This is a genomic window from Amycolatopsis sp. NPDC058986 (assembly GCF_042741125.1).
In the GTDB taxonomy this organism is placed as follows: domain Bacteria; phylum Actinomycetota; class Actinomycetes; order Mycobacteriales; family Pseudonocardiaceae; genus Amycolatopsis.
Window position 1 is genome coordinate 43,613 of record NZ_JBHYJW010000061.1, and the last position, 17,251, is coordinate 60,863.

Here is a 17,251-nt window from a genome sequence, read left to right on the forward strand (position 1 = left end):
CAGGAGACATGGATCCGGCACGGGCTCTGCGGGACATCGCGTTCCACCTCGAACGCGCGGGCGAACCGACCTATCGGGTACGCGCGTTCCGGCAGGCCGCGGCGGTGGTCGACAAACAGGACCCGGAGGCGCTGGCCACGCGGGCGCGGGCGGGCACGCTGACGGCGTTGCGCGGGATCGGCAAGGCGACCGCGGGGGTCATCGAGGACGTGCTGGCCGGCAGGGAACCGGCCTACCACGCGAAACTCACCGAACCCCAGCTGCCGGACGGCGGTCCGTTGCGCGCCGCGTTGCGCGGGGACTGCCATACGCATTCCGACTGGTCCGACGGTGGCAGCCCGATCGGGGAGATGGCCGCGGCGGGCCGCGCGCTCGGCCACGAGTGGATGGTCCTGACCGACCATTCGCCGCGGCTGACCGTCGCCAACGGCCTTTCCCCGGAACAGCTGCTGCGGCAGATGGACGTGGTCGCCGAGGCCAACGAGGTGCTCGCGCCGTTCCGGCTGCTGCACGGGATCGAGGTCGACATCCTCGACGACGGCGCGCTTGACCAGCGGGAGGATCTGCTGGCGCGGCTGGACTTCGTCGTCGCGAGCGTGCATTCGAAACTCCGGATGCCCGCGACGGAAATGACGCCGCGGATGCTCGCCGCGATCGAGAACCCGCACGTCCGGGTGCTCGGGCACTGCACGGGGCGGCTGCGCTCGCGACGTCCCGAATCGGAGTTCGACGCCGAAGCCGTGTTCGCCGCCTGCCGGGAGAACGGGGTCGCGGTGGAGATCAACTCCCGCCCGGAACGGCTCGACCCGCCGATGCGCCTGCTGCGCCTGGCCGCCGACCTGGGCTGCGACTTCGCCATCGACAGCGACGCGCACGCGCCGGGGCAGCTCGACTGGCAGGTCTACGGCTGCGAACGCGCGATGCGGGCGGGGATCGGCCCGGACCGGGTGATCAACACCCGCACCGCCGACGCCCTGCTCGCCGACGCCTGAGACCACCCCGGCGTCTGGTGTCCACAGTGGACATAATGCTTCCCGGGTCCACGCTGCCCCGCCGAAGACACACCCCACCCACCCTGGGGGACGACCCCGCAACAATCCTATCGCCGCACCCCGACAGAATCCGGCCGCGGCGGAGCCGTGAAGGACTCCTTACCGGCGTTGAGTGCCGGTAAGGAGTCCTTCACGGCATGGCGGCGGAGCGAGTGGGCCGGTCGGGGTGTCTCGAACGGGCCGTTCGCGACGTCCGGGAATGGTTCGCGTCCTGAACGATGCGTACGAGACGTTGAGCGTCCCCAATGGAGCGTTCGGGACGTGGCGGCCCACCACGACGGGCGCCTTCACCGCGGTAGCTGAGCCGAGGGACGCCCTTGGTGCGCTGGACGAACCGAGGGACGCCCCCGGTGCATCCACCGCGCCGAGGGGAGCCCTTGTCGCGTCCGCCGACTCCGAGGGACGCCCCCGGTGCATCGCCGCCCCGCGAACGAAAAAGACCACGCCACGGCGCGACCCGCGCTGAAGGACGCCTTCAGTGCATCCACTGCACCAAAGGCGTCCTTCAGCACGCCCAACGCACTGAAAGCGTCCCTCAGCACGCACCCAGGGGATCAGGCGACCTTGATGTCGATCACCGGGTGTTGCGCCGGGTCGAGCCAGCGCATCACGGCGTCCAGGTCGTTACCGGGGATGGACACGCAGCCCGCGGTCGGCCTGCCGGACGAGACGTGCAGGAAGAACGCCGAACCGTTGCCGGGCACGGCGGGGTTCCGGTTGTAGTCGATCACCGTCGCGTGGTTGTACACCGGGCCCGCCTTGCCGAGGTCCTCGCCGGCGGCCTCGTTGAACGGGCAGGTGCCCGGCGCGCACTGGTAATAGGTGTTGTAGTACGGCGATTTGACGTCCGAGACCCACCAGTCCGAGGTGGTGACCTGCCGGTACGGGAGCCGGGTGCCGTTGTTCGGCTGGATGCCGAACGCCTCGGTCAGCGTCCACACGCCGGCCGGGGTGTGCGAGGTCGATTCGCTCGCCTGTCCGATGCCGTCGGTGCCGACGTTCGCCGTCACCGGGCCGAGCACGCGCACCCATCGCCCGTCCACGCGCTGCCACGCGGAGAGCTTCGCGGTGGTGGCGCTCGGGGAGGCACCGACGACGGTGACCACCTGGTCGGCGGTGCCATACGAGGAGGACAGGGGAGTGGTGTCCGCTGCGGCCTCGCCCGGTACGACGGCGGCGGCGAAGGTGGTCGCGCCGAGCACCGCGAGGGCGAGGGGCAGCAGGAATCTTTTGGCCATACCGCGATCCTAGGGTGCGAAACCCTTGCCGCGCAGCATTTCGACGTCGCGGGGGAAGCCGAGGCCGCGGGTCAGCGGATCTCGTACGGGTCCTCGTAGACCTTCCAGCTCAGCGGGGTGTGCAGGTCGAGGTTGTCCTCGTTGAGGAACTTCAGCTGCTCGGTGTCCACACGGGAGGTGTCGGCGTGCGCCTCCTCCTTCTTCATGACCACCTTTCGAGCCTCGAGGAACGCCTTGAGATATGTTTTCTCGTCACCGCCCTGGGACGGCGGCTTCGCCTTCGCCAGTGCGGCCGCGCGGATTCCGCCGAAACTGTCGGTGCTGTCTCCCGGGCCGTGCATCACGATGGCGTCGTAATAGGCGAACTGGCCGAGCGCGCCGAGCTTGTCGGACTTCCCCTGGTTCACCGCGGGATCGAAATAGACCCGGTCGCGTTCGTTGTTCTGCGCGGTCTGGAATTCCGAGGTTGCCGCGGCCTGTTTCCACGCGCTTTCGAACGGTGCGCCGAGACCGTCGTGGGACGGCGTGCCGTTGACCTTCCGTAGCGCGGGCAGGAACTTCGCGAGCGGGTTGTCCGGCTTCGCCTTCGTGTAGGCCTCGACGAGGTCGAGCATGTCGCCGGTGCCGGAACAGAAACCGACGATCCCGGCGGTGTAACCCCGGCCGTCGCCGATGTCCTCGATGTACTTGTACTGCGCTTTCCAGTCCAGCGAAGAGTTTTCCGCGCTGGACACCAGCTTCATCGCGATTTCCTTCTTCTCCGGGCTGGCCAGGTCGCCACCGGAGGTGAACGGCGACGCGCTCAGCGCGGCGGCGGAAATGGGGGACGGCGCCGCGAAGGCGGCGTTCGGCAACGCCGGGGTGGCGATCGCGACAGCGAGGATCGAGGCCATTCCGAGCGCGCGGACGAAAACCGGCCGCATCGTTTTGCTCATGACGTGGATACCCTTCCACACAATTGCCGTGGTCTTTCACGGCAATTTCCGACATGGCGTCCGGTGCGCCGTTGCCCTGGCGACCTCGCGGTCACCGAAAAACGGTGCGCCGGTGTAACTGCGGCGTGGCGTCACGATAACGAGGTGCCGGGTCACGACACAAGGGGTATGTGGGTTTTTTACATACGTGAACGGGAAGGCGGCGAAACTACGCCGTTCCGGTGTCGCGCGCGCCCGCGAACAGGCGGATCACGTCGGGCAGGACCGACACCGGGATCGTCGGGTCGATCGCGCGTTGCACGCCCAGTCCGATGCCGAGGCTGAGCAACGCGGTCGCCGCGTCGTCGGCGGACATCGGCAGCGTGATGCCCAGCCGTTCGGAGAAACCGGTGAGCAGTCCGGCGATGGTGTCGCGCACGGCCTTGTCCCGCGTGGCGAGTTCGGCGCGGATCCGCGGATCGCGCCGGGCGCCGACGGCGAACTCGACCTCCAGCGACGTCCACGCCTCGTCGCCGATGCTGCGTTCGGCCCAGGCCTGGAATCCGGCGAGCAGATCTTCCAGGCCTTCGGCGTCCACCAGTGCCTGCGCGACCATCTCCACCTGTTCGTCGTGGATCCGGTCGAGCACGGCGAGGCAGAGCTCGTCCTTGTTCCGGAAGTTGGAGTAGACCGCGCCCTTCGAATATCCCGCCTCGTCGGCGACCTTCTCCAGTGAGGTCATCGCGTAGCCGTCACGCAGGAACAACTCCTTCGCGGTGGCGAGGAGTTGCTCGCGGGTGCGCGCTTGGCTTTCGGCTCGGGTCAGTCGTGGCACGGGTGTCACTGTAGTGAACCGTCACCCGGCGTAGTTCATCTACCGCCGGTATTGAGATACTGCTAGTATCCGAAACCATGCAACGCCACTTCGAAGTCCTCGTCATCGGTGCCGGGGCATCCGGGCTCGGCGCCGCCGTCCGTCTCGGCCAGGCCGGGATCGACGACTACGCGGTGCTGGAGAAAGCCGCGGAGCTCGGCGGAACCTGGCGCGACAACACCTATCCGGGCTGTGCCTGCGACGTCCCGTCCGCGCTGTACTCCTACTCGTTCGCGCCCAATCCCGAATGGACCCGCGCGTTCGCCAAGCAGCCGGAAATCCGCGCGTACCTGCGGGGGACCGCGGCGCGGTTCGGTGTCACGGAGCGCATCCGGTACGACACCGAAGTGACGCGCGCGCAGTGGAACGAGCGCGACGCTCGCTGGGATCTGGAGACGACGCAGGGCCCGTACGCCGCGCGTGTGCTTGTCGCGGGAACCGGGCCGTGGCACGAGCCGCTCATCCCGGACTTGCCGGGGCTCGACGGCTTTTCCGGCGAGACCTTCCACTCCGCGCGCTGGAACCATGACTACGACCTCACGGGCAAGCGGGTCGCGGTGGTCGGCTCGGGCGCGTCGGCCGTGCAGTTCATCCCCGAGATCGCGGACAAGGTGTCGCGGCTGCACCTGTTCCAGCGCACCGCGCAGTGGGTGCTGCCGAAGCCGGACCACTACGTCCCCGGCGTCGAACGCCTGCTGCTGCGCCGTTTCCCCGCGCTCCAGCGCGCGCTGCGCTCGGCGGAGTACGCCGCGATGGAAGGGCTCGGCATCGGCTTCCGGCATCCGTGGCTGCTGCGCCTGATCCAGCGGATCGGCCTCGCACACCTGCGGATGACCGTGCGGGATCCGGTGCTGCGCAAGGCGTTGACGCCCGACTACACGCTGGGCTGTAAGCGCTTGCTGATGTCGAACACCTACTACCGCGCGCTCACGAAGTCCACTGTGGACGTCCATCCCACGGCGGTGCGGGAGATCGACGGGAACCGGGTGCTCGGTGCCGACGGATCCGTCGCCGAGGTCGACGCGATCATCTTCGGTGCCGGGTTCCACATCCTCGACATGCCGGTCTCGGCGCGCGTGTTCGACGTCGAGGGCCGCAGCCTCGACGATCACTGGCAGGGCAGCCCGCAGGCGTATCTCGGTACCACCGTCGCCGGGTTCCCCAACCTCTACCTGCTGCTCGGCCCGAGCCTCGGCACCGGGCACTCGTCGGCGTTCATGATCCTCGAAGCCCAGCTGCGGCACACGATCGAGGCGATCACGCGGACGCTGCGCGGCGGCTGGTCCAGCGTGCGGGTGCGGCCGGAGGCGCAGGAGGCGTTCAACGCCGAGGTGCAGGCGGCGCTGCCGGGCACGGTCTACCAGGCGGGCGGCTGTTCGAGCTACTACACCGATGTCAACGGGCGCAACAGTTTCAGCTGGCCGTTCTCCACCGGCCGGCTGCGGGCCCAGGTCGGCGCCTTCACCGAAACCGACTACCTGGTTTCCCGGCCCAGCAACGAAAGGACGTCCGATGCGACCGCTGTTCGGTAGCCGCTATCCCGGGATTCCGCTGGACGGCGCGGTCGTCGCGATCACCGGGGCGGGGCGCGGGATCGGCCGCGCCACCGCGGAGGCGTTCGCCGCGCGTGGGGCCACCATCTGCCTCGGCGATCTGGACACGGCTGTCGCGGAGAAGGCGGCGAAGGAGATCGGCGGCACGGCACGGGCCTATCCGCTCGACGTCACGGTTCGCGCGTCCTTCGCCGCGTTCACCGACGCTGTGATCGAGGAGTTCGGCCGGATCGACGTGCTGGTCAACAACGCCGGCGTCATGCCGCTCGGCGACTTCGTCGAGGAGCAGGACGCGCTGAGCCGCACCACGCTGGACGTCAACGTCTGGGGCCTGATCCACGGGATGCGGCTGGTGCTGCCGGGGATGATCGCGGCGGGACGTGGCCACGTCGTCAACATCGCTTCCATGGCGGGGAAAATCCCGATCCCGGGGATGGCGGTGTACAACGCGAGCAAGTTCGCCGCGGTCGGCCTGACCGCCGCGGTGCGCCGGGAATACGCGGCCACGGGCGTGAGCCTCAGCGCGGTGCTGCCCAGCGCCGTCCGCACGGGACTCGCCTCGGGCGTTCCGCTCGGCGGTGGCCTCCCCACGGTCGACCCGGAGGACATCGCCCGCGCCGTGGTGGACAGCTGCCGGACGCGGCGTGCGGAAATCCCCGTGCCGCGCTACGTCGGCGGCTGGGACCTGCTCGCCGCGCTCACCCCGGAACGCGTGATGTCCTTCGTGCGCTCGCTCATCGGCGACAACCGCGCCCTGACGTCCCTGGATCCCGAAGCCCGCGACGACTACACCCGGCGCGTCGCCGGTCAGGTCACCCGCCGTACGTCCTGAGCTGAAGGGGACTTTCCTTGCGGCGGATGCGAGGAAAGTCCCCTTCGGCTCGTCCCGATGCTCTGTCCATTGTGGACGCTGGATGGGCGACCTTAAAGGAATGGTAAAGTAGGTCGCGATGACCGTGACCCGTGCCGCCGCGCCACGGCATCGATCCATCCTGCTCCTGCTGGTCGTGGCCTTCTTCCTCTTCGCGGACGCCACTCCCGAACTGCCCGGTGGCCCCGGTGGCCTGACGGCGAAGGCGGCCGTCGTCGCCCAGCAGACGGTGCCGCATCACGTTGCGGCCCATCCGATCCCGCCGGTCGACGTGCCGCGGGCGGCGACGGCAGGGGCGGCCCGTCCCGGCTTCGGCGAGGTCCTCGCCCAGCACACTCCCGTCGTGGTCCGGCGTCCCGCGCACGCCGCCGAAGCACGCGCTCCTCCCACGGCCTAGTACGCGTCTTCATTCCGTACTCAGCCGTACTCGGAGGTTTTCCCATGAGCGACGCTTGCGAGCGAATCATGGATATCATGCGCCGAAAAGGATTCAACACTGTCTCGCGGAGCGAGGCGATCGCATGAGTTCCGGTCATGCCCTGCTGGCCGTGGGCGGCGCGTTCCTCGCCGCCGGAGTGCTCGCGAGAGCCGGCGCCCGCATCGGGCTGCCCACCATCCCCCTGTTCATGCTGGCCGGCATCCTGCTCGGCCCGCACACCCCCGGACTGTCCCTTGTGGACGACCCGGGCGAGCTGGCCGTGCTGTCCGGGCTCGGCCTCGTCTTCCTGCTGTTCTACCTCGGCCTCGAATTCTCCCTCGACGACCTGGCGAAAGGCGGCCGGAAGCTCGTCGGTGCCGGGCTCAGCTATCTCGCGCTCAACATCGGCGGCGGGCTCGCCTTCGGCTTCGCGCTCGGCTGGGGCACGCGCGAGGCGCTCGTGATCGCCGGTGTGGTCGGGATCTCGTCGTCGGCGATCGTCACCAAGCTGCTGCTCGAAACCCGCCGGATGGACAACCCCGAGTCCCGGCTGATCATGGGTGTCATCGTGATCGAGGACCTGTTCCTCGCGCTGTACCTCGCGATCCTCCAGCCGGTGCTCAACGGCGCCGAGGGTTTCGGCCCGGCGCTGCTCGACTTCGCGAAGGCGTTCGGGTTCCTGCTCGTGCTGGCCGCGCTCGCGCGCTGGGGCGGACGGATCGTGTCGCGGTTCTTCGGCTCCGCCGACGACGAACTGCTCACGGTGTGCTTCGTCGGCGTCGCCGTGCTGGGGGCCGCGGTCGCCGACGAGGTCGGGGTGTCCGACGCCATCGGCGCGTTCATGGTCGGCGTGATGCTCGCCGGGTCGAAGGTCGCCCCCCGTGTCCACAAGCTCGTGCTGCCGCTGCGAGACGCCTTCGGGGCGCTGTTCTTCTTCATCTTCGGGCTCAGCATCGACCCCGGCGAGGTCGGCACGGTGGTCGTCCCGGTGCTGCTCGCCGTGGCGCTGACCATCGTGCTCAACCTGGCGGCGGGCGCGTTCGCCGCACGGCTGCACTCGTTCGACCGGGAGGCCGCGGTCACCATCGCGCTCACCGTGCTCACCCGCGGTGAGTTCTCGCTGGTGCTGGCCGCCCTCGCGACGTCGGCGGGGCTCGACGCGCGGATCGCGCCGTTCGTCGCCGGGTACGTGTTGTTGCTGGCTGTGATCGGGCCACTCGCTGTCACCCGATCGGCGCGGCTCAGCTGGTTGCTACCGGCGGGTACAGTGCGGTCCGGATGACGAGGAGACCCAGGTGAGCGAACGGTTCGGCGGCTACCAGAACGAGATCTACCTGCAGGGACTCGGCGGCACGTACCCGCCGTGCTCGACCGACGCCACGAAGCTGGAGGCCTCGGCACAGCAGCTCCTCGGGGCCGGGCCGTTCTCCTACGTGGCGGGCGCGGCCGGTTCGGGTGCGACGGCTCGCGCCAACCGCGAGGCGTTCGACCGCTGGCGCCTGGTGCCGCGGATGCTCACCGGCGCGACCGACCGGGACCTGTCGACCACACTGTTCGGCGAGCGGCTGGCGGCGCCGGTGCTGGTCGCCCCGGTCGGCGTCCAGTCGATCGTGCACGCCGAGGCCGAATCGGCCAGCGCCAAGGCCGCGGCGTCGGTCGGCCTGCCGTACATCCTTTCGACGGCGTCGTCGACCAGCATCGAGGACGTCGCGGCGGCCAATGGCGAGGGGCAGCGCTGGTTCCAGCTGTACTGGCCGGCCGACTCCGACGTCTGCGCGAGCATCCTCGCGCGGGCGAAGCGGGCCGGGTTCAGCACGCTCGTCGTGACGCTCGACACGTGGACGCTGGCCTGGCGGCCCGGCGACCTCGACCAGGCTTACCTGCCGTTCCTGCACGGCGAGGGGCTCGCGATCCCGTTCTCCGACCCGGTGTTCCGCGGCATGCTGGAGAAGACACCGGAGGAGGACACGCCCACGGCGGTGCTGCGGTGGATCGGGATGGTCACCGGCACCGACCGCACCTGGGACCGGCTGCCGTTCCTGCGTGAGCACTGGGACGGCCCGATCGTCCTCAAAGGAATCCAGCACGTCGGCGACGCGCGCCGCGCGATGGAGGCCGGGATGGACGGCATCGTCGTGTCCAACCACGGCGGCCGCCAGGTCGACGGCGCGATCGCTTCGCTCGACGCGCTGCCCGGCGTCGTCGCGGCGGTGGGCGACCGGATCGAGGTGCTGTTCGACTCGGGTATCCGCACCGGTGCCGACGTCGTGAAGGCGCTGGCCCTCGGTGCGAAGGCGGTGCTGCTCGGGCGGCCGTGGGTGTACGGGCTGGCCCATGCCGGCGAGTCCGGCGTCCGGCACGTGCTGCGGAGCCTGCTGGCCGATCTGGACCTGACGATGGGGCTGTCCGGCCACCGCACGCTCGCCGACCTCGGCCCGGATTCCCTCTCCCACGCCTGACCTTCCCGGTCGCCACCCGGCGGGGCCCATGCGTCCGCCGGGGAGCGGGACCGGGTCACCTACGGCATATTGGGACGACTCGCTCGTCACGCACGGCTATCCTTGGTCCCGGTACCAATCCGACCGAAAGCAGGCGGATACGGTCCGCAGCCGACCTGCTCGTAGATACCCTGTCCGCCGTGGCTGCCGTCGGATTGGTAACGAACGGCACAGTATGTCCACACCATCCCCCCTCGAAGCGCAGCGTGCCCGGCTGCCGGAGTTGATGCTGCGTGACGAGCATCGGCTGCGGCGGCGGCTCGACGGCGCCCGCCGCGCCCGCGACAAGCAGGCCGTCGCGGCCCAGATCGCCGCCGACATCGACGTCGCCGAGCTGCGCGTGCAGACGAGGCGCGAGAGCGTCCCCAAGATCGAGTACCCGGCGGAGCTGCCGGTCAGCAAGCTGAAGGACGAGATCGCCGACGCGATCCGCGAGCACCAGGTCGTGATCGTCGCGGGGGAGACGGGGTCGGGCAAGACCACGCAGCTGCCCAAGATCTGTCTCGAACTCGGCCGCGGCATCCGGGGCCAGATCGGGCACACGCAGCCGCGGCGGCTGGCCGCGCGCACGGTCGCGGACCGGATCGCGAGCGAGCTGAAGACCGAACTCGGCGAGGCCGTCGGCTACAAGGTCCGGTTCACCGACCATTCGGGACAGGACACGCTCGTCAAGTTGATGACCGACGGCATCCTGCTGGCGGAGATCCAGACCGACCGGATGCTGCGCCAGTACGACACGCTGATCATCGACGAGGCGCACGAGCGCAGCCTCAACATCGACTTCATCCTCGGCTATCTCAAGCAGCTGCTGCCGCGCCGCCCGGACCTCAAGGTGATCATCACCTCGGCGACGATCGATCCGGAGCGGTTCTCGAAACATTTCGGGGACGCCCCGATCGTCGAGGTCTCCGGCCGTACCTATCCGGTCGAGGTCCGGTATCGCCCGATCGTCGACCCGGACGATCCTGCCGCGGATCCGGACCGCGACCAGACGCAGGCGATCTGCGACGCGGTCGACGAACTGTCCGCCGAGGGCCCCGGCGACATCCTCGTGTTCCTCTCCGGCGAGCGCGAGATCCGCGACACCGCGGACGCGCTGAACAAACAGGATCTCCGCAACACCGAGGTCCTGCCGCTCTACGCGCGACTGTCCTCTTCGGACCAGTACCGGGTCTTCCAGCGCCATACCGGCCGCCGGATCGTGCTCGCCACGAACGTCGCCGAGACGTCGCTGACGGTGCCCGGCATCAAGTACGTCATCGATCCCGGCACCGCGCGGATCTCGCGGTACAGCCACCGCACCAAGGTCCAGCGTCTGCCGATCGAGCCGGTGTCGCAGGCGTCGGCGAACCAGCGCAAGGGCCGGTGCGGCCGGACCTCCGACGGCGTCTGCATCCGGCTGTACTCCGAGGACGACTTCGACGCGCGGCCCGAGTTCACCGATCCGGAGATCCTGCGTACCAACCTCGCGTCGGTCATCCTGCAGATGACGTCGCTGGGACTCGGGGACATCGCGGCGTTCCCGTTCGTGGAGCCGCCGGACCGGCGCCAGGTCTCCGACGGCGTCCAGCTGCTGCAGGAACTCGGCGCATTTGACGCGGCGGCGAAGGACGAGGGCAGGCGGCTCACCGACATCGGGCGCAAGCTCGCGCAGCTGCCGGTCGATCCGCGGATGGCACGGATGGTCCTGGAGGCCTCACACAACGGCTGCGTCCGCGAGGTCATGATCATCGCCGCCGCACTGTCCATTCAGGACCCCCGGGAGCGGCCGGCCGAGAAGCAGCAGGCGGCGGACGCCCAGCACGCGCGGTTCGCCGATCCGACGTCGGACTTCCTGGCCTACCTGAAGCTGTGGGAGTACGTCACCGATCAGCAGAAGGCCTTGTCCAGCAACCAGTTCCGCAAGCTGTGCCGCAACGAGTACCTGAACTACCTGCGGGTGCGGGAATGGCAGGACATCTTCAGCCAGCTGCGTCAGCTCGCGAAACCGCTCGGCATCACGCTGAACACGGAGCCCGCGGATCCGCAGCGCATCCACACGTCGCTGATCGCCGGGCTGCTCTCGCACATCGGGCTCAAGGATCCCGCGAAGGGTGACTATCTCGGTGCGCGGGGCGCGCGGTTCGCGGTGTTCCCCGGTTCGGCGCTGTTCAAGAAGCAGCCGCGCTGGGTGATGTCGGCGGAGCTGGTCGAGACGTCCCGGCTGTGGGGCCGGGTCAACGGCCGGATCGAGCCGGAATGGGTCGAACCGCTGGCCGGGCACGTCGTCAAGCGGAACTACTCCGAGCCGCACTGGGAACGCAAGCAGGGCGCGGTCATGGCGGTGGAGAAGGTGACGCTGTACGGCGTCCCGCTGGTGGCCGACAGGCGCGTCAACTACGGCAAGATCGATCCCGAGCTGTGCCGCGAGCTGTTCATCCGGCACGCGCTGGTCGAGGGCGACTGGCAGACCAACCACAAGTTCTTCGCCGAGAACCGGGCGCTGCTCGACGAGGTCGAGGATCTGGAGAACCGCGCTCGCCGGCGGGACATCCTCGTCGACGACGAGACGTTGTTCGAGTTCTACGACGAGCGGCTGCCCGCGGACATCGTCTCGGTGCGGCATTTCGACAGCTGGTGGAAGAAGGCGCGGCGCGAGCAGCCGGATCTGCTGAGCTTCGAAAAGGCGATGCTGATCAACGATTCCGCGGGCGGGGTGCGGGAGGCGGACTACCCGGATTCGTGGACCCAGGGCACGCACGCGTTCGCGCTGACGTATCAGTTCGAGCCGGGTTCCGACGCCGACGGCGTCACCGTCCACATTCCGCTCGCGGTGCTGAACCAGGTCACCGCGGACGGATTCGACTGGCAGGTGCCGGGCCTGCGCGAGGAGCTGGTGACCCAGCTGGTCAAGGCGTTGCCCAAGCAGCTGCGACGCAATTTCGTGCCTGCGCCGGATCACGCGAAGCTCGTGCTCTCCCGTGTCGGGCCGGCCGACGGGCCACTGCTCGACGTCGTGTCCGAGGAACTCGAGCGGCTGCGCGGGGTTTCCGTGCGGCCGGAGGACTTCCAGCTCTCGTCGGTGCCCGACCATCTGCGGATGACGTTCCGGGTGCTCGACGACCGGCGCCGGAAGGTCGCCGAGGGCAAGGACGTCGAGGAGCTGAAGCGCCGTCTTTCGGGCAAGGTGCGGGCGACGATCTCGAAGGCCGCGCCCAGCATCGAGCGTGCGGGCCTGACCTCGCCCGCGTTCGGGGAACTGCCGAAGGTGTTCGCGAGCAAGCAGCGCGGCCACGACGTGCGGGCGTACCCGGCGCTGGTCGACGAGGGTTCGTCGGTCGCGGTGCGGCTGCTCGACACGCCGGGCCAGCAGGAGAACGCGATGTGGGCGGGCACGCGGCGGATGCTGCGGCTGAGCCTGAACTCGCCGATGAAGTTCATCACCCGGAACCTGAGCAACTCCGCGAAGCTCGTGCTCAACCGGAACCCGCACGGCAGCGTCGCCGGGCTGCTGGAGGACTGCGTCGACTGCGCGGTCGACAAGCTGATGGCCGAGGCCGGGGGACCGGTGTGGGACGAGGCCGGGTTCGCGGTGCTGCTGGAGAAGGTCCGGGCAGGGCTGAACCCGGGTGTATTGGCCGTGCTCACCGAGGTCGAACGCATCCTGCGCGCGGCGAACGACGTCGAAACCGTGCTCCCCGACGCCCGCGGCCCGGCGGAATCGCTCGCCGACATCCGGGCGCAGCTGGCCGGTTTGATGTATCCGGGTTTCGTGACGGCCACTGGCCAGGACCGGCTGCCTCATCTGGTGCGTTACCTGCGGGGAATCGAGCGGCGGCTGGACAAGCTGCTGACCGACCCGACGCGGGATCTGCAGCGCACCGCCGACGTCGCGTGGATCACCCGCGAGTACGAGGACGCGCTGGCCTCGCTGCCGCCGGGCGAGTCGTCACCGGCCCTGCGTGAGGTGCGCTGGATGATCGAGGAACTCCGCGTGAGCTTCTTCGCCCAGACCCTCGGCACCGCACACCCTGTCTCGCTCAAACGCATCACCCGAGCCATCGACGACGCCCTCGCCTGATCACGCGAGTTCTCCGTCCAATCACGCGAGTTACGCGCCTGATCACGCGAGTTACGCGCTGAGTCACGCGAGATCTCCGTCTGCGCACACTGGGGCCGTTCGTGATCGAGTGGCGGTCTCGCGTGATTGAGCGGCGATCTCGTGTGATTGGAGGCGGAACTCGCGTGATGGGGGACGTCACTTGGCGTCGGCGTAGGTGTCGACGGGGGCGATGTGCAGGGGGAAGCGGACAGGGCAGGCGGGGCCGAAGAGGAGGCGCGCGGCTTCGGTGACGCTGTCCACAATGGACGCGGAGATTTGGTCGGCGAGTTCGGCGGGGGTGTGCACGATGACCTCGTCGTGCTGGAAGAAGACGAGGTGCGCGGGAGCGGGAAGGCGCTGGCGCAGGGTGGCCAGCATGATGGCGGTCATGTCGGCGGCGCTGGCCTGCACGACGAAGTTGCGGGTGAACCGGCCCCAGCCGCGGGAGGCCCGGCGCGCCTTGGTCTCCGCCGCCTCGTCCTCCGCGAGGCCGCCGGTCAGTGCCCGCCAGGCGGCCGACGGCGCCGGGGACGTCCGGCCCAGCCGCGAGCGAACGCGTTCGCCGCGTTCGCCTGCCTGCGCCGCATGCTCCACATAGGACACCGCGTCCGGGAAACGCTGACGCAGCAAGCCGAGCAGCGGACCCGCCTCGCCGGACGTGCCCCCGTACATCGCCGAGAGCATCGCGATCTTCGCCCTGTCCCGATCGCTTCGCTCGTCGTGCGCCGGGGCGACGTAGCGGGCGCCGGAGAACAGCGCCTCGCCCAGCCGCGCGTACAGATCCGTCGCCGCCGAGACCTCGGCGAGCCGCCGGTCGCCGGACAACGCCGTCAGCACCCGGGGTTCGAGCTGGGCGGCGTCGGCCACCACGAGCTTCCAGCCCGGGTCCGCGCGGACGCAGGTGCGCAGGATCTTCGGGATCTGCAGCGCCCCGCCGCCGCGGCTGGCCCAGCGCCCCGACACGACCCCGCCGACGACGTAGTGCGGGCGGAACCGCCCGTCGGTGACCCATTCGTCGAGCCACGCCCAGCCGTTGGCGGTATGCAGCCGGGACAGCTCCTTGTACTCCAGCAGCGGCTCGACGGCGGGATGGTCGATCCCGCGCAGCAGGTACTTCCGCGCCGACGGCACCTCGATCCCGGCCCTGGCCAGCGCGCGGACGACGGTGGCAGGCGAGTCCGGGTTGACCGGGCGCCCGTCGAAGGCCGCGCTGATCCGCTCGGCCAGCTCGACCAGCCGTTTCGGCCGCTGACCCGCCGGGACACGGGCACCCAGCCGCTCGGCGAGCAGCTCCCGGTGCAGATCGGCGCGCCAGGGCAGCCCGTCCGCCGACATCTCGGCCGCCGCCAGCGCGCTCGCCGACTCCGCGGCCAGCAGCAGCCGCATCCGGTCAGGATGCTCGGTGGCGGCGATCCGGCGTTCCTGTTCGGCCAGCACCCGGCGGGCCGCGTCGAGCACCGTGACCCCGGCGGGCAGCCCCGGCCCGCGCGTCTCGAACAGCGTCGGCTGCGCCAGCTCGGCGAACGCCGGATCGTCACCCTCGGGCACCTCTTCGCCGTTCGCTCTCGCCAGCGCCGCGCGCAGGCCGCGTGACTCGCTCTCCCGGCCCTCGTAGGCCAGCAGCAGCCCCTCGGCCAGCGTCAGGTCGTGACAGCGCCGGACCCGCAGCCCGCCTCCGACCAGCACCGGGTAGAACTGCTCGGCCGAGGTGAACACCCAGCGCGGCGCGTGCTCGGCCTCCAGTCGCCGGGCGTGCGCGACCAGCGCCGCGTCGTCGAGCCCCCACCGGCTCCACGACGGCGCGTCCGGGACGTGGACCGCGTGGCTCCCGTCCTCTTCCTGACCGGCGAACACCTGCACGGACACAGTGTGCGGGCGACCACCGACAATTCCGGCCGCGATCACCGTCCGGCACCACTCTGGTGCAGCGCGCGTCGTTGGTTTACTGTCGAGTAGCTCCCATACCGCCGGTACGGCCCCGCCGGTGTGGGTCCTCGACGCGGCAACGAAGCAGCAACGGAGGTACCCGGATGAAGTACCCGGCCAACGTGGCCGAGTTCGCCACCTCGGTGACGGGCAAGGTCGCCGAGACGGTGCGCAGCGTGGACGTCATGCGCCGTGCGGGCCTGGTCCCCTTCCCCCGGCTCGACGAGGGCCTGCGATCGCTCATCGCGATCAACAAGTACGGCCCCTTCGCCGGTGCCAATCACATCTCCGCGCGGCGGAACCCGTCCGCGGTCGGCATCGTCGACGAGCTGGGACCGCTCACCTACAAGCAGCTCGACGACCGGTCCAACGCGCTGACCAGGGCCTGGACCGAGCGTGGCCTCGGCACCGGCTCGGTGATCGCCGCGTTGTGCCGCGACCACCGCGGCCTGGTCGTCACGATGGCCGCCGTCGGCAAGCTCGGCGGGAAGCTGCTGCTGATGAACACCGGCTTCGCCAAGCCGCAGCTGACCGACGTCGCCGCGCGCGAAGGCGTCACCGCGCTGGTCTACGACCACGAGTTCACCGGGCTGCTCGACGCGATCCCGGACACGGTGGACCGCTACCTCGCGTGGGTCGACCCCGGCCAGGAGCTGGCCGACCGGTCCGTCCCGGTGCTGGACGAGCTGATCGCGAGCACCGACGACCGGCCGGTGCCGGCCCCGGCCAGGCCCGGCGGTTTCGTGCTGCTGACCAGCGGGACCACCGGGACACCCAAGGGCGCGCCGCGGCCGCACACCTCGGCGCTGGCCTCCGCGCAGTTCCTCGACCGGATTCCGTTGCGCGCCAACGAAGCCACGTACATGGGCGCGCCGCTGTTCCACGGCACCGGGCTCTCGCAGTTCATCCTGTCCTCGGCGCTCGGCTCGAAGGTCCTGATGCGCCGGAAGTTCGATCCGGAGGAGGCGCTGCGCGGCGTCGCCGAACACCGGTGCACCGCGCTGGTCCTGGTGCCCACGATGTTGCAGCGCATCGTGGACCTGCCCGCCGAGGTGCTGGAGAAGTACGACACCTCGTCGCTGCGCATCATCTTCGTCGCCGGGTCGGCGTTGTCGCCGGATCTCGGGAACCGGGCGAACGCGGCGTTCGGGCCGGTCGTGCACAACCTCTACGGCTCGACCGAGGTCGCGGTCGCCACGGTCGCCACGCCGGAGGACTGGGAGAAGGCGCCGGGCACCGTCGGCCGTCCCCCTGTCGGCTGCAAGGTCGCGCTGTACGACGAAAAAGGCGGCAAGATCACCGAGCCGAACGTGACCGGGCGGGTGTTCGTCGGCAGTGGGCTCAGCTTCGGCGGGTACACCGACGGGCGGCACAAGGAGATCATCGACGGGCTGCTTTCCAGCGGCGACGTCGGGCATTTCGACGAGGACGGGTTGCTGTTCATCGACGGCCGTGACGACGAGATGATCGTTTCGGGCGGCGAAAACGTGTACCCGATCGAGGTGGAGAACCTCCTCGTCGAACGGCCGGACGTGCTGGAGGCCGCGGTGATCGGCGTCGAGGACGCCGAGTTCGGGCAGCGGCTCAAGGCGTTCGTGGTGCTCAGCGAGGACTCCTCGCTGGACGTCGAAGGCGTTCGTGACTACGTGAAGGCGAATCTGGCCCGGTACAAGGTGCCGCGCGACGTCGAGTTCCTGGACGAGCTGCCGCGCAACGCGACCGGCAAGGTCCTGCGCAACAAACTCCGCTGACGAGGTAAGCGCCTTCAGGCCCACCGAACGACGTGCCGTTAAGGCCACCTTACGGGCGTCCGACGCCCGTAAGGC

12 protein-coding genes are annotated in these 17,251 nt (G+C 69.7%); 8 read left to right on the forward strand and 4 right to left on the reverse strand.

Annotation, left to right across the window (positions count from 1 at the left end):
• The first annotated feature begins 8 nt into the window (after positions 1 to 8).
• A complete protein-coding gene (locus ACFW0G_RS37065) occupies positions 9 to 992 on the forward strand; it encodes a PHP domain-containing protein (protein ID WP_378330166.1) in 984 nt (327 codons plus the stop codon).
• Positions 993 to 1,606: 614 nt separating this feature from the next.
• Here the strand turns inward: ACFW0G_RS37065 and ACFW0G_RS37070 are convergent.
• From ACFW0G_RS37070 to ACFW0G_RS37080, 3 genes are all read right to left on the reverse strand, one after another.
• Positions 1,607 to 2,290: a L,D-transpeptidase gene (locus tag ACFW0G_RS37070; RefSeq protein ID WP_378330167.1), complete on the reverse strand. Its 684-nt coding sequence runs from the start codon at positions 2,288 to 2,290 to the stop codon at positions 1,607 to 1,609.
• Between the two features lie 71 nt (positions 2,291 to 2,361).
• Positions 2,362 to 3,225: a chitosanase gene (locus ACFW0G_RS37075; protein ID WP_378330168.1), complete on the reverse strand. Its 864-nt coding sequence runs from the start codon at positions 3,223 to 3,225 to the stop codon at positions 2,362 to 2,364.
• A 208-nt stretch (positions 3,226 to 3,433) separates the two neighbouring features.
• Positions 3,434 to 4,039 (reverse strand): TetR/AcrR family transcriptional regulator, encoded by a 606-nt coding sequence (locus ACFW0G_RS37080; protein ID WP_378330169.1) that lies wholly within the window; start codon positions 4,037 to 4,039, stop codon positions 3,434 to 3,436.
• Positions 4,040 to 4,116: 77 nt separating this feature from the next.
• Here ACFW0G_RS37080 and ACFW0G_RS37085 point away from each other — a divergent pair, with 77 nt between their 5' ends.
• The 6 genes from ACFW0G_RS37085 to hrpA all read left to right on the forward strand — a co-directional run bounded on the left by ACFW0G_RS37085 (position 4,117) and on the right by hrpA (position 13,478).
• The gene (locus ACFW0G_RS37085; protein ID WP_378330170.1) at positions 4,117 to 5,610 is read left to right on the forward strand and encodes a flavin-containing monooxygenase; all 1,494 of its coding nucleotides are present in this window, start codon (positions 4,117 to 4,119) and stop codon (positions 5,608 to 5,610) included.
• On the forward strand, positions 5,591 to 6,463 hold the full coding sequence (locus tag ACFW0G_RS37090; RefSeq protein ID WP_378330171.1) for an SDR family oxidoreductase: 873 nt from the start codon (positions 5,591 to 5,593) through the stop codon (positions 6,461 to 6,463). Before ACFW0G_RS37085 ends, ACFW0G_RS37090 begins: the two co-directional genes overlap by 20 nt.
• Positions 6,464 to 6,581: 118 nt before the next feature.
• Positions 6,582 to 6,899 carry a hypothetical protein gene (locus ACFW0G_RS37095; protein WP_378330172.1) on the forward strand — a complete coding sequence of 106 codons (318 nt, stop codon included), beginning with the start codon at positions 6,582 to 6,584 and terminating at the stop codon, positions 6,897 to 6,899.
• Between the two features lie 124 nt (positions 6,900 to 7,023).
• A complete protein-coding gene (locus ACFW0G_RS37100) occupies positions 7,024 to 8,202 on the forward strand; it encodes a cation:proton antiporter (protein ID WP_378330173.1) in 1,179 nt (392 codons plus the stop codon).
• 13 nt (positions 8,203 to 8,215) lie between these two features.
• Positions 8,216 to 9,379 (forward strand): lactate 2-monooxygenase, encoded by a 1,164-nt coding sequence (locus ACFW0G_RS37105; protein ID WP_378330174.1) that lies wholly within the window; start codon positions 8,216 to 8,218, stop codon positions 9,377 to 9,379.
• Between the two features lie 214 nt (positions 9,380 to 9,593).
• The gene (hrpA, locus tag ACFW0G_RS37110) at positions 9,594 to 13,478 is read left to right on the forward strand and encodes an ATP-dependent RNA helicase HrpA (RefSeq protein ID WP_378330175.1); all 3,885 of its coding nucleotides are present in this window, start codon (positions 9,594 to 9,596) and stop codon (positions 13,476 to 13,478) included.
• 177 nt (positions 13,479 to 13,655) lie between these two features.
• On the opposite strand, the gene ACFW0G_RS37115 is transcribed toward hrpA, so the two are convergent.
• Complete coding sequence (locus tag ACFW0G_RS37115; protein ID WP_378330176.1) at positions 13,656 to 15,359, reverse strand: bifunctional 3'-5' exonuclease/DNA polymerase; 1,704 nt, start codon at positions 15,357 to 15,359, stop codon at positions 13,656 to 13,658.
• A 170-nt stretch (positions 15,360 to 15,529) separates the two neighbouring features.
• Here ACFW0G_RS37115 and ACFW0G_RS37120 point away from each other — a divergent pair, with 170 nt between their 5' ends.
• Positions 15,530 to 17,176, forward strand: a complete 1,647-nt coding sequence (locus tag ACFW0G_RS37120; protein ID WP_378330177.1) for an acyl-CoA synthetase — start codon at positions 15,530 to 15,532, stop codon at positions 17,174 to 17,176.
• Positions 17,177 to 17,251: the final 75 nt, after the last annotated feature.

What these genes read in the sequence shown, in the direction of transcription:
- ACFW0G_RS37090 (WP_378330171.1), top strand. Translation starts at nt 5,591, where the DNA reads ATGCGACCGCTGTTCGGTAGCCGCTATCCCGGGATTCCGCTGGACGGC.
- hrpA (WP_378330175.1), top strand. Translation starts at nt 9,594, where the DNA reads ATGTCCACACCATCCCCCCTCGAAGCGCAGCGTGCCCGGCTGCCGGAG.
- ACFW0G_RS37095 (WP_378330172.1), top strand. Translation starts at nt 6,582, where the DNA reads ATGACCGTGACCCGTGCCGCCGCGCCACGGCATCGATCCATCCTGCTC.
- ACFW0G_RS37100 (WP_378330173.1), top strand. Translation starts at nt 7,024, where the DNA reads ATGAGTTCCGGTCATGCCCTGCTGGCCGTGGGCGGCGCGTTCCTCGCC.
- ACFW0G_RS37085 (WP_378330170.1), top strand. Translation starts at nt 4,117, where the DNA reads ATGCAACGCCACTTCGAAGTCCTCGTCATCGGTGCCGGGGCATCCGGG.
- ACFW0G_RS37120 (WP_378330177.1), top strand. Translation starts at nt 15,530, where the DNA reads ATGAAGTACCCGGCCAACGTGGCCGAGTTCGCCACCTCGGTGACGGGC.
- ACFW0G_RS37065 (WP_378330166.1), top strand. Translation starts at nt 9, where the DNA reads ATGGATCCGGCACGGGCTCTGCGGGACATCGCGTTCCACCTCGAACGC.
- ACFW0G_RS37075 (WP_378330168.1), bottom strand. Translation starts at nt 3,225, where the DNA reads ATGAGCAAAACGATGCGGCCGGTTTTCGTCCGCGCGCTCGGAATGGCC.
- ACFW0G_RS37070 (WP_378330167.1), bottom strand. Translation starts at nt 2,290, where the DNA reads ATGGCCAAAAGATTCCTGCTGCCCCTCGCCCTCGCGGTGCTCGGCGCG.